Raw genomic sequence first — 12,714 nt, 5'->3', positions numbered from 1 at the left:
ATCAAGGTTCGCCCTCTTCCTTTCAAACCAAGTCATTCAGTATACACAACAGGCCTAGCTTAATTTAGCTGCGCATTTTAGAAAGCCGACCTTCTGGTTGCAAGTATATTCAGATGGAAGTTTCTGCTTGAACCGTCCCTTCTGGCACTTTACGAAATTGGCTTAGTACAAGAACAAAGCAAGAAAGTAACGCAATAAACAAATAAAACACCCCAAGCTGCTGCTGATTCGTAACCCATGAGTCTACTAAGTACCCACCAAACAAACCTGCTAAACACATTTGAATAGAGCCAGATAACGCAGAAACCGCGCCTGCCTGTTGCTTATGTGGCGAAAGTAGCAAACTGATCGATACTGGGAATGACATGCCTTGGGCAAAACTTAAACACGTGAATGCCGTCAGCAATGAAAATACACTGAAGGGGGTAACCAACAACATGAAGCCAGCAACAGCAACAATCGCGAAACTCATCAGCAAGATTTGCTGAGCTTTGTAACGAGCATTGATCAAATTCAGCACTAAGCTACCCGTCAGCAAACCAACTGACGGTATGATCATCAAAGAGCCGTAATCTGCCGCCGTTAATCCTAACTCTTGTTGCATTAAAAATGGATACAAGGAGAGCGTAACCAGAGCCGATAAATAACTAAGCCAGTTGTAGCTCGCACTACCAATCACTTGTGTATTCGTTAACAGACGCAAATAGTTCGCGCTTACTTCGCCTACTTTAAATTTTCTCTTCGGATAAGGCAGCGTTTCTGGCAGCACTAATAAACCAAGTGTAAAAATTGCCATTAAGTAAATCAGCACAAACACGAAGACAGCATGCCAACTCAGGTGAAAAGCGATCCAGCCACCAAACAGCGGAGCAATAATTGGCATCACTGAAGCAGTGACTGAAATATAAGATAGCGCTTTGGTTAGTTGCATACCGTCATAACTATCACGCAGTACTGACCGACCAAGTACCGAAGCGCTGCCCGCTCCTAGGCCTTGCAGTAACCGTCCCGCTTCAAGGGCAACAATGTTGTCCGAAAACGCGATGCAAATAACCGTACCAACTAGATATACACTTTGCCCCAGAATAAACACCGGCCGACGACCAATCGCATCAGACAATGGGCCGTAAAAAAGCTGAGAGATACCGAAGCCAACGAGAAATAGCGTGACGAGATTCTGAATCGAATGTTGCGGCAAATTCAAGTCATGACCAATCAATGGCAAAGAAGGAAGATAAATACTAACGCCAACTTGGCCTGTGGCAATGATCATCATCGCTAATAACAATGGTGTTTTACGCAAACGTTCCTCCTACTTTGTGACAGATTGATGGCAAACAGTGTATATTTGATACTCAAAGATGATAATCAGCTAAGTTGGAAAGGAATTAATTCCCAAGGAGATACAATGGACTGGATTCAAAGCGTGAAGAGTTATATTCGTGTGGTCGAAGAAGGTAGCTTTAATGCCGCAGCGCGGAAACTCAATACCACCAGCTCAGCTATCAGTAAGCGAGTTCAATGGCTAGAAGATAAAATTGGCGTTCAACTACTCAAACGTACGACCCGCTCAATTAGCCAAACTGAAGCTGGTGCTCTGTTTTATCAACGAGCAAAAAGTCAGCTTGATTCATGGCAATCGGTATTAGATGAAACTCGCTCAGTCAACCAATCACCAGCGGGGCTATTAAAGATTGGGGCAACGTTGGCCGTTGGTTCTAAATTTCTAGTTCATTATCTTGATGATTTTCTTGATAAATATCCAGATATCACACTTCAATTAACAACAACGCTACCAGGTCAATTGCCAGAGCTAAGCTTAGACCTGTTTATTAGCCGGGAATTAGAGCAACTGAACTCTCTGAGTTTCAAAGCCACTGCGCTTTTCGAACATAAAGCCCAGTTTTACGCTGCGCCTAGTTACCTAAAAAAATACGGCACCCCACAATGCGTTGAGGATCTGACAGAGCATAATGTCCTGATTTGGGGAGAAAAACCCTCACGAGAAATCAAAACAAATCGAGGCAAACGTATCAGCTTGTCCGGTAACTTTGCCACGACCAACCCAGAAGCGCTGTTTCATGGTGCCAAAAGAGGCATGGGTATTTTGATGACGAACAACGTCATGATCAAAGATGATCTCAAATCCGGCGCGTTAGTCCCTATCCTGCCCGATATCACAGCGGATAAAGCTACTGTATATGCCTACTATCCAAAGCTGGATTATCAGCATACCCGGACTAAGCTATTCCTCGATTATCTCAAATCACGATTAGAAGAGGAGAAGCGCGCCTAGCTTAGCGTTTTTATCGCTATACCTTTAAAAGGTTCAAGCATAAAAACATGAAAATAATGATTTGTTCGTTCACAAAATTTGAAAAATCTGCCTTAGTAACCGATAGTTTATTTGATGCATATCAAATAATAATTCGTCGTGTCTTACACGATATGTTAATAACAACGCTAGGTGAAATGCTCGATGGGTCAGGTACAAATCAGTTTCCACAAAATTGATGAGATATTGAAGCTAAACGGCACGGCTCAGCTAAACCGAGTCACGTTAGATATTCATCAACACTTGCAGAGCCATTGCACTTGCGTTGTAGAAGTTGCGCATCTTCAGCAATCGGCTCATACCATTTCCTTCGCCAGCAATGGAAAAATTACAGACAACCTAAGCTACCACCTTTCAGGCACCCCCTGTGAAAAAGTGGCGAAAGACATTGGCGAACATATTTTCTATCAAGACCAGGTATACAAGCGTTTTCCTGAAGATAAGATGTTTCAAGAAGATGGCATTCAAGCTTACATTGGCCTGCCATTGAAGACACAAAATGGCGAAGTTCTGGGAATTTTACTGTCTACCTTTACCCGAAGCATCCACGCGAAAGAAGCGCAAGATATCCTCGACTTCCACCGATTTTATGCCAATGTCATTATTCATAGCTTACGTGAAAAGTGGGTCAGTGAACGTTCAGATAAGCTTCTTAATCAGCTTAGCTATGAGGTATCGCATGATAACCTAACTGGACTGCTCAACCGTAGCTGTTTAGCTGATACCTTGGAGACATTAACGCAGCAGGCGACTCGCCCATTCAGTTTGGCGTATCTTGATATCGATAATTTCAAATCGATCAATGATATCAACGGAAACTATATCGGCGACCAAATCATTAAGTTCACAGCTAACGCCATTCAACAGAGCTTGTCGTCGCCAAACAATGCGTTCCGTGTCGCAGGAGATGAATTCGCCTTCATCACGTACGACGAAGATCCTGTAGCCGTGTGTCAGGAAGTACTCGACAAAATTGAAAGTGGCTACAGCGACAAATCTAACCGGATTTCTTTCACCGTTAGTATTGGTATTGCGCGTGCCCCAGTACATATGTTGAACAGCGATGAGCTGATTTTGAATGCCAGTCTCGCTCTCAAAGATTGTAAAAAACACCGCGATACACGGATTCAGCATTACGACACACACCTTAGTGCGTTATACCACCGTAGGACGCAGCTTATTGAGGCAATGCGAGTCCAGCTAAGTACTGATATACAAGACAGCGATGAGTTGTATGTGGTGGTTCAACCGATCGTCGATATCACGAGCGACCGCTGGAATTACTTTGAAATTTTGACTCGTTGGAATAGCAATATCTATGGAAATATCTCTCCAGCGGAGTTCATTGAAGCTGCCGAACAATCAGGCCTGATTATCGAGTTAGGTGAACGGATTATTGAACTCGCGTGTATCGCAAAGCAAGGACTCGAAGCGAACCTAGGCTATAAAGTCAAACTCTCCATCAATTGCTCAGCGTATGAGCTGGTTGATTCCAACCGTTATATTAATCACTTAACCAACATGGTTGAAAAGTATCAGCACGAAGCAAAAGACTTTGTTATAGAGCTCACCGAGACCGTCTTACTCTCACAAAGTGGCCGTGAACAGATGGTACTTAACTCGTTGCGATACTTGGGTTTTAAAGTCGCACTGGATGATTTTGGTACGGGATACTCAAGCTTGAACTATATACACAATTATCCGATTGATAGCATCAAAATCGATGCTACCTTTGTGCAGAACATGCTCTCAAATACAACCTCTGAACAAGTGGTGTTTTTGATAGCGCAATTGGCAGAGCTGCTTGATGTGGATTTGATTGCCGAAGGCGTAGAAGACGATAGAGCACTGCAAAAGTTAATTGAAATGGGCTGCCACTACATCCAAGGTTATTTTTACTCTCGTCCACACAGTGTTGAAGAAATCGTACACCTGATAAATGAACGTGAAGTACGGAGTGCCTAACGTACTGAACAGACTGCTGTCATAGAATTCAAATCTAGTTAATGCACAAAGTAAAAGAGACCAAGCTATGCTTAGTCTCTTTTTGTTTTTTGAGCGAAGTACTTTATTACAGCACTGCTTTCTCTTTATCGCGTAATAGTTTATCCATTTCATCTCTGTTCGCGACAAAAGTAGCCATCTCTTTCTTAGGAACAGAACTCGCCATTGGGATATTTGCTCGCATAGCGTTAACTGGACGGCCGTATTCAATCAACTCATAGTGAAGGTGTGGCCCAGTCACTCGACCTGTTTTACCAGAAAGACCGATACGCTGGCCTCGAGAAACCTTTTGCCCTTTCTTCACCAAAATCTTACTTAGGTGTAAGTAACGGGTTTTGTATTTGCTGCCGTGCTCAACAACCACGTAGTTACCCGCATAAGGGTGTTTACGAGTCATGATCACTGTACCATCACCAGTAGAAACGACTGGTGTACCGGTTGGTACAGCAAAGTCAGTGCCGTTGTGCGGCGCAACACGCCCCGTTACTGGATGTAAACGATTAGGGTTGAAGCCAGAACTGATACGCCAACGGCTACTTACAGGGTAACGCTGGAATGCGCGCTGTAAGCTTTCACCTTTGGCATTGTAGAATTGACCATCAGTATGAAGGTAAGCGGTGATCTCGCGGCCGCGATTATAAATCTTAATCGCCTCAATTTCGTTCTTACCTGTTGGTACACCATTGATGCTTTGTGAGCGGCGAACAACTTCAAATCGATCACCTGCACGAAGATCACGTCCAAAGTTAAGTTGTTCTTTGAGTAAGCTTACGACTTGACTCACTTCCGCCGACGTTAAACCTAAACGACTCGCAGAAGAAGAAAAACTGCCTTGAATGACGCCAACTAAAGGTTCTTGGCTCCACACGCCAGGAATGGAAATATCAGTAAAGTCATAGCTACCATCACTATTCAGCTTGTAGACCACTTTATCTGCAATAGAAAATTGCAGTTCCATTTTCGCTAACTCGCCTGTTGCATCATCACGCCAGAAACGGAGCGTATTGCCCGGCTTAAGTGTATCAAGTGCCAAGTAGTTCAAATCCGTTTCCATTACTTTCATTAACGAGCTGTAACCGAAACCGAGCTGACTAAAAATAGTGCTTAGGTTGTCACCTGCTTGGATTTGATATTCGAAGTTCGGGGGAGTGACAACTTCGGCAGTTGTCGCATCAAGAATTTTTTCAACGACCTGAGATTCAGGTAGGTTCAATGCGATGGTTTTGGTTAAAGATGACTCTTTGAGAGAGTGAGAAACACCAATCGCAACTAAAACTGGCAAGGAGTATAACAGCAGCGCTCTACGACTTGTCAGATTCGGCAACCGTCTTGTAATTTCATTTGTAGACACGGGAATTACTATCTCCTTTCAAACAAGGCTCATAGCTTATGCATTCCCGAATAAGAAATCACTAGGAAATTTCGAGATCTAGCGCAGAAAATACTGAATTTTTACAGAACTCAAAAAAAATTCATCACTGTTGCATATGTAAGTTATTCCCTACACGCTGTAATGTGGATGAATTGAATTGATTTGGCGTGTCTGCCATTGCTTGATCGTCACCGTGCGCTAAATATGAAAGCGTGATAGTTGTATCACTTTTCCATTCGAGCTGAGTAAATTTCACGCGGTCACCAACAAAAATACTGTCTAAAAGTACAACTCGGCTCGGCACGGGGTCAAACTTGAACAAGCCAACATAGTTAAACGAACCGCTACCTTGTGTCGTTACAATCATCGGTGCAACAACCCATGAAACACCTTCAATCTCACGCTGACTAATCGACGCAGTTGGGACAAGTACCTGACCTTTCGTCGCACCTGCATCATAGTCACCTATCAAATAGCCGTTTTCTTTATCCCACTCATCAAGAAAAGTGACCGCACCCTGCTCGGGGACTTGTATCGTCCAAGGATTACGTGCAGTGATACCAAGCGTCTCTTGCACAATAACGTTAGTTTCTACTTCTGTTTGAGGAAACTTAGCCATGATCTCGTCATCAGACAAACTAAAACGATAAACACCTGCGATCACAACCACAACTAATAAAACGATTGGAATAAGTAGAATAAGTGGTATCGGCAGGATTTTTTTGTGAGTCATGAAAGCTTCCTTGTTTCAAGGTATAAACGAAAAGCGAGTATACCATTGTATACCCAAATGATTTCACCTCTTCAAGTGTTTCAAAATTAAACTAAACTGATTATATCCAAATAGTCTCAAGTCCAGAGCTCATAACGAGCTAGTGACACAAGCTCTGTGCTCTAGGTCTATTGGTGTATTGGGACAAATAGGTAATCACGATGACAAAAACCATTCATACATGCGAGTGCGCCTGCGGTTTAGTTGAGATCCGTTGTAAGGGAGAGCCCACCCACACGTCTGTCTGCCATTGCTTCGAATGCCAAAAACGAACTGGCAGTGTTTTTGGGGTACAAGCTCGCTTTGAAAAAGAGCACGTCACTTTAAACGGTGAAGTCACTAGCTATACCCGAATTGGCGATGATGGCAGTGAGGTTCAGTATGACTTTTGTCCATCCTGCGGCACGACAATGAGGTTGTTCGTTGCTGCATACCCAGAAATCATGATCATTCCCGTCGGTCTATTTACCGATAAAGAGTTCCACCAACCTACCGTTTCAGTCTATGAACAAATGAAACACGGGTGGGTGAGTTTCGAATGCACAACGGAACACATCTGCTAGCGGGCAATCCACGTTCACATATTTACTTTGGCTCGGACAAACACCCTATAAGTGAGATTTTTTTGAGAATGATCAATCGAGTTTTACTGTAAAGGGTTTCGTAACTCGGTGTGAGCGTTATAATCGGCTCCTAATATTTGGTGGGGGTTTATTGTGATTTCCAGACTTCCTCGTTGGGTGGAATATGGCGCGTTTCTACTAGCTCTTCTCGCGGGCTGCGTCAACGCCGTTGGTCTTCTCGGCTTTCAACACCAAGCGATAACTCATCTTTCGGGAACCGTAACTCAGCTAGGGAACAGCTTGCTAACAGGTGTGGATAGCTCCATTCACTTGCTCTTCATCGTATTTAGCTTTTTGATTGGCGCTGCCTTTAGCGGCTTTTTTATTGAAAGCAGTGCGTTAAAACTAGGGCGAAGATATGGTGTTGCACTGTGCATAGAAGGGAGCTTGCTCTTACTCAGCTTGGGCTTTTTGGTGCAAGGGGATTTGTACGGCCAATATCTAGCATCAGCAGCATGTGGATTACAAAACGCAATGATCACCACGTTTAGCGGCGCAGTAGTCAGAACCACACATATGACCGGAATCATCACCGATCTAGGGATTATGATTGGAGAAAGCTTGAGAGGTCGTCAATTTGACCGACGTAAAGCAAAATTATTCCTATTCATTTTCTTTGGCTTTTTGTTTGGCGGCGTCGCGGGAGCGGCTCTATTTACGGTATATGGTTTATATACGCTGGTTTTCCCAGCAATATTGGCTTTTTCTACAGCTCTGATTTACTGGAGTTACCTATACATACTTAGCCGTCAACAAAAAGCATAAAATTTCGATCCGATTGAAGCGACATGCTTCAATCGGATTTGGCTCAATAGGTTCACACTGCAACGGTACAAGAAACGCTGAACGGTATTTTGACACCACTAAAAACCTTAGAATAGATAAGGCTAACTGAATTTCTGGCAAAGAAGTTAGTTAGATCAAAATCACATTTGTTTACCATTTTATTATTCCAGTCACAATGCGCCCCATAATTCACTGCGCAATTCGCCCCTCGTGCTACAATTTTCTAACACAAGCAACATATTCGCATACACTTAGACGTTATTTGACCAATTACCCGACAAATCGGCTGAATAACTAGATGTATTTAATGAATAGTATTGCAATGGATGCAGTTTGCGGGTACCCTCCGCAAAACTGTGATTAAATACGGATGTTTAGTGAATATTTATGTCATGGAAATGGCAAGTATTGACTAGTAGTAACACGAGACAACTATGCATAACACCACTAATGCTACTGAAGCTCCTAAGGGCAACTTTTGGATGTTTTTCATCCCTTCCCTAATTGGTCTTCTACTCTTTATGGCTCCGATCTCTTACGATGGTGGCCTAACCATTCCCGTTGCCGTGATGGCAAAAGTCATCCCAGCGGTGTTAGGCGATACCTTGATTGCTATCGTCACCAGTATCATCGCTTTCATGGCCGTTGCTTCTGTTCTTTGCAAAATTTTTAAGCCAGCTGCAATTTTACGTAATGGTTTTTTAAACGGTCTCTTCAACCCATCTCCACTTTGGCTCGTTGTTCGTTTAATCGGCGGCGCTGCCGTGTTAATGACGTTTTTCCAAGTGGGTCCAAAAGCAATTTGGGAAGAAAACACTGGCGGGCTTGTTCTTACTGGTCTCCTACCTACTCTGTTTGCCGTTTTCATTTTCGCGGGTTTACTGCTTCCGCTTCTTTTGAACTTCGGTCTTCTGGAGCTATTTGGTGCGTTACTCAGTAAAATAATGCGTCCGGTATTCAACCTACCTGGCCGCAGTGCAATTGACTGTATGGCATCTTGGTTAGGCGACGGAAGTGTTGGTATCTTGCTAACCAGCAAGCAATACGAAAATAAGTTCTATACTCAGCGTGAAGCGGCTGTTGTCGGGACAACTTTCTCAGCAGTATCGATCACGTTTAGCTTAGTTGTTATCGCTCAGGTAAAACTAGAGCACTTATTTTTGCCTTTCTACGGCGCTATCTGTCTAGCTGGTATCGTAGCTGCGATTATCATTCCTCGCCTGCCTCCGCTTAGTCTGAAGAAAGATCGCTACATTGACGGCAGCAACCCAGATAAAGACGCAGATGCAGTGCCAGAAGGCCACACCACATTCTCTTGGGGTATGGATCTAGCTCTTAAGCGTGCTGGTCAAGTCACATCGGTTCAGTCTGTATTTAAAGAAGGCGTACACAACGCAGTCGACATGGTATTTGGCGTACTACCTGTAGTTATGGGTCTTGGTACCGTCGCATTGGTGATTGCAGAATACACGCCTGTATTTGCAATTCTGGGTCAACCGTTTATCCCATACCTAGAGCTACTGCAAGTCCCTGAAGCTGTTGCAGCATCACAGACAATAGTTGTTGGCTTTGCAGATATGTTTATTCCAGCAATTTTAGCGGCCTCAATCGATAACGAAATGACACGTTTTGTTATTGCAGCAATGTCAGTAACTCAGCTTATCTACATGTCGGAAGTAGGTGCCCTACTGTTAGGCAGCAAAATTCCAGTAAACATTGTAGAGCTCTTCGTAATTTTCATTTTACGTACGTTAATCACGTTACCGGTGATTGCTGGCGTTGCTCATCTTATTTTCTAAAATCGAGACGTCAATTAACAAAGGCTCCGCATCGTCGGGGCCTTTTTTATACCTAAAACTCCGTCCACATTAGGCTTTTAGTAAAAAGCTCATAATTTACAAAGACAAAACTTAAACAAAACACCTGTCAGCACCAACAAAATTTTCATCACCTCACCTGTAAAACCAGTTGATACCACTGTTTGTTAAGCAATTCTTTTCATTATGACGATTTCATTAATCGAGCTCGCAAACATGATCACACTCACAAGTTTTAACGTAAACTATCGTTTTGTTTAAATTTAGTTAAAAAAGACGACAAATGAGTTCATGTTTTTGACAAAGATGTCGATAAAAATATAACCAAACACAATAGGTTTCTCTTTATGCCCAATTCGCTCGGTTTAAAAGAGGCGAAAGCAAAGTGGAACCAACCGGGAGAATCAGAGGAAAGCTCATGAAATTCAGACATAAGGTTGTCACAGCCTCTTCATTTTTGCTGCTAATTACCGTGTCGTTATTGTCGACACAACAAGTTATGACCATCCGCTCCCAAACTCAGGAGCAAATCGACTCAAGTGTAAACGAGATATTGACCAGTGTTGGTAACACTGTGCAATCAGAAATGAATGCAAAGAAGGATCTCGCTCGCTCCATTACTGAAGTGATTGAGCTTGATCCCAGTTCACATAGCTATGTTCAAAACATACTTGAAAGACCGACGCCAAAAAGCAGCTTCCTTGCCATCGGTTTTGGTTATGAAAGTAATGGCTTTGTGATTGAAAATGACGACGGCTGGGATGCGGGTCCAGACTACGACCCACGTCAGCGTCCTTGGTTTATTGCAGCTAAGAGCAAAGGCGATTTGGTCGTAACCGATCCGTACGTCGATGCGTCTTCGAAAAACGTTATCATCTCTGTTGGTACGCCAGTAAAAGAAAATGGCCAGTTTTTAGCCGGTATGTTTTATGACCTCGAATTAACTACCCTTTCTGATCTGGTCAACCAAGTGAATCTGTTTGATGCTGGTTACTTATTTCTGATCACCGCTGATGGCACAACTATTGCTCACCCTCAAAGTAAGTATAACGGCGAGAAGGTCGGTAGCTACCTCCCGCAAATCGAACTTACGCAATCAGCACAACATGTTGAGATTGATGGCAACCGCTACATGGTTAACCTGACTCACATTCCTGGCGAGAACTGGTACGTAGGTTCGGTGATCGATGAAGCTGTTGCCTATTCTGCCGTAGGAGAGCTTCGTAACAACGCTATTATTTATTCAATCATTGCCGTGATTGCATCTATTATCGCCCTAACTCTGTTGATTCGCACTCTCATGCGTCCTTTGGACACGCTAAACAATGCGATTAAAGATGTAGCATCAGGGAAAGGCGACCTTACACAACGCCTCGAAACAGATACTGACCAAGAGTTTTCTGAGCTTGCCACAAACTTCAATACGTTCATGGAGAACTTACAACAGCAAATCATTGAGTCGAAACGTATTTCTGATCAAATTTTAAACGGAACTCAAATCACCGCTGAGGGCGCAAAAGACTCGGCAGGCGCAATTCACACTCAGCTGCAAGAGCTAGAACAACTTGCTACCGCGATGCATGAGATGTCTGTCACCGCGACAGAGGTTGCTAATAATGCGCAAGGTGCGGCAAGTGCAGCTAAAGAAGCCGACCAAGCAACGGTTGAGGGGTCTTCTATCGTTGGTGAATCGACACAAACGATAAACATGCTTTCCGATAGCATTGACCTTGCAGTCGAAGAAGTACAAGTGTTGGAATCTGCTACCGCCAATATCGAAACGATTCTAAAAGTCATCAACGATATTGCGGACCAAACAAACTTACTCGCGTTGAATGCCGCAATCGAGGCTGCACGTGCGGGAGAATCTGGCCGAGGCTTCGCCGTTGTTGCAGATGAAGTACGTACACTGGCACAACGCACTCAAGAGTCGACAACAGAGATTCGTACTATGATTGAGCAACTACAATCTGGCGCTTCATCTGTGGCAAATGCCATGCATCAAAGCAAAGGTAGTGCTATAGAGGCCGTTGAAAAAGCGGGTTTAGCAAATAGTGCGTTACAACGCATTCGTGATGCGATTCAGCGTATTTCCGATATGAACTTGCAAATTGCCTCAGCAGCGGAAGAGCAAAGCCTCGTCGCTGAAGAGATCAACAACAATACGGTGAATATTAAAGACCTATCGACTCAAGTCGCCGAATCGGCAAATCGAACCAACGACGCGATGCAGGCGCAACAAGAAGATGTACATAAACAAGATCAAATCTTAAATAGATTTACTGTCTAACACTCATTTAAGCAAAAACAGCGAGCACCGGCTCGCTGTTTTTGTTTTTAACCCTCTACCCTAGTATTGGTCGATGTTACATGTGCCATGTTGGTGCTATTAAGCTCAACATTACAAGAACGCCGACTATGTGTCCTTTCAAGTTTAATTGAGCTCGACATGGATATAGCGATCATTAGAACGACGATAATAGCGGTCGTCCACTTTTAGATAAGTGAAATCTCCAATCTTTATGTAGGTACTATTCCGAGGAATTCGGTCATGGTAATAGTAACTGCGCCTTGGTCGTCTGGCCTCCACATAAATAACGTCACGATGTTTGTGTTTATGCTTGTGCTTGCGCTTGTGTTTATGATGGTGGTGATGCGCATGATGGTGATCGTACCCGTACCGATGTCCATGCTTATGCTTCGGGTCAGCCACCGCTTCTGTACTCAACACACCTAAAGACAACATAACGCCAACCATGGCAAAAGATAATTGCTTTGACACAACAGAGCCTCTTATTCATATCAACATTGATATAATAGGAGGGTGAATCACTGTACATGTCAGCCTTTCGCTAAGGAGTTTTACTAAAAAGTCAGCGCTAACCGTGATTATCAGAGAAACGTCAAACATCACAAATGCTGATGACTTTGAGTGGCCTGGGTTCGGCTATGAATACAAAAAAGCCGCCCGTTTGAATACGAGCGGCTCAGTTTTTAAATAAGCT

General features: G+C 43.5%; 10 protein-coding genes. 6 read left to right on the top strand and 4 right to left on the bottom strand.

The window, feature by feature from the left end:
• Positions 1-109: 109 nt before the first annotated feature.
• Entirely contained in the window at positions 110-1,303 is a 1,194-nt protein-coding gene (locus R7M72_RS14310; protein ID WP_017821607.1) for a multidrug effflux MFS transporter, read from the bottom strand.
• A gap of 105 nt (positions 1,304-1,408) precedes the next feature.
• Between R7M72_RS14310 and R7M72_RS14305 the strand changes: the two genes are divergently transcribed.
• Together R7M72_RS14305 and R7M72_RS14300 are read left to right on the top strand one after the other, a co-directional pair.
• Positions 1,409-2,296 (top strand): LysR family transcriptional regulator, encoded by an 888-nt coding sequence (locus R7M72_RS14305; RefSeq protein WP_025768470.1) that lies wholly within the window; start codon positions 1,409-1,411, stop codon positions 2,294-2,296.
• 183 nt (positions 2,297-2,479) lie between these two features.
• A complete protein-coding gene (locus R7M72_RS14300; RefSeq protein ID WP_318056231.1) occupies positions 2,480-4,300 on the top strand; it encodes a putative bifunctional diguanylate cyclase/phosphodiesterase in 1,821 nt (606 codons plus the stop codon).
• 106 nt (positions 4,301-4,406) lie between these two features.
• On the opposite strand, the gene R7M72_RS14295 is transcribed toward R7M72_RS14300, so the two are convergent.
• Positions 4,407-5,690 carry a peptidoglycan DD-metalloendopeptidase family protein gene (locus tag R7M72_RS14295; RefSeq protein WP_017635851.1) on the bottom strand — a complete coding sequence of 428 codons (1,284 nt, stop codon included), beginning with the start codon at positions 5,688-5,690 and terminating at the stop codon, positions 4,407-4,409.
• A gap of 124 nt (positions 5,691-5,814) precedes the next feature.
• Positions 5,815-6,444 carry a hypothetical protein gene (locus R7M72_RS14290; RefSeq protein ID WP_017635850.1) on the bottom strand — a complete coding sequence of 210 codons (630 nt, stop codon included), beginning with the start codon at positions 6,442-6,444 and terminating at the stop codon, positions 5,815-5,817.
• A gap of 200 nt (positions 6,445-6,644) precedes the next feature.
• On the opposite strand from R7M72_RS14290, the gene R7M72_RS14285 reads away from it, so the two are divergent.
• The 4 genes from R7M72_RS14285 (at position 6,645) to R7M72_RS14270 (ending at position 11,999) form a co-directional block, all read left to right on the top strand.
• Positions 6,645-7,046 (top strand): GFA family protein, encoded by a 402-nt coding sequence (locus R7M72_RS14285; RefSeq protein WP_025768472.1) that lies wholly within the window; start codon positions 6,645-6,647, stop codon positions 7,044-7,046.
• 153 nt (positions 7,047-7,199) lie between these two features.
• A complete protein-coding gene (locus tag R7M72_RS14280) occupies positions 7,200-7,871 on the top strand; it encodes a YoaK family protein (protein WP_005375484.1) in 672 nt (223 codons plus the stop codon).
• Between the two features lie 455 nt (positions 7,872-8,326).
• On the top strand, positions 8,327-9,691 hold the full coding sequence (locus tag R7M72_RS14275; RefSeq protein ID WP_017635848.1) for a YjiH family protein: 1,365 nt from the start codon (positions 8,327-8,329) through the stop codon (positions 9,689-9,691).
• 436 nt (positions 9,692-10,127) lie between these two features.
• A complete protein-coding gene (locus R7M72_RS14270) occupies positions 10,128-11,999 on the top strand; it encodes a methyl-accepting chemotaxis protein (protein WP_025768473.1) in 1,872 nt (623 codons plus the stop codon).
• Positions 12,000-12,143: 144 nt separating this feature from the next.
• Here the strand turns inward: R7M72_RS14270 and R7M72_RS14265 are convergent, their stop codons facing one another.
• A complete protein-coding gene (locus R7M72_RS14265) occupies positions 12,144-12,491 on the bottom strand; it encodes a hypothetical protein (protein ID WP_318056230.1) in 348 nt (115 codons plus the stop codon).
• Between the last annotated feature and the right edge of the window lie 223 nt (positions 12,492-12,714).

It is taken from the genome of Vibrio sp. YT-18, from assembly GCF_033337345.1.
GTDB lineage: Bacteria > Pseudomonadota > Gammaproteobacteria > Enterobacterales > Vibrionaceae > Vibrio > Vibrio alginolyticus.
The sequence above is the reverse complement of the archived record's forward strand: the minus strand, read 5'-3'. Positions and strand labels throughout refer to the sequence as shown.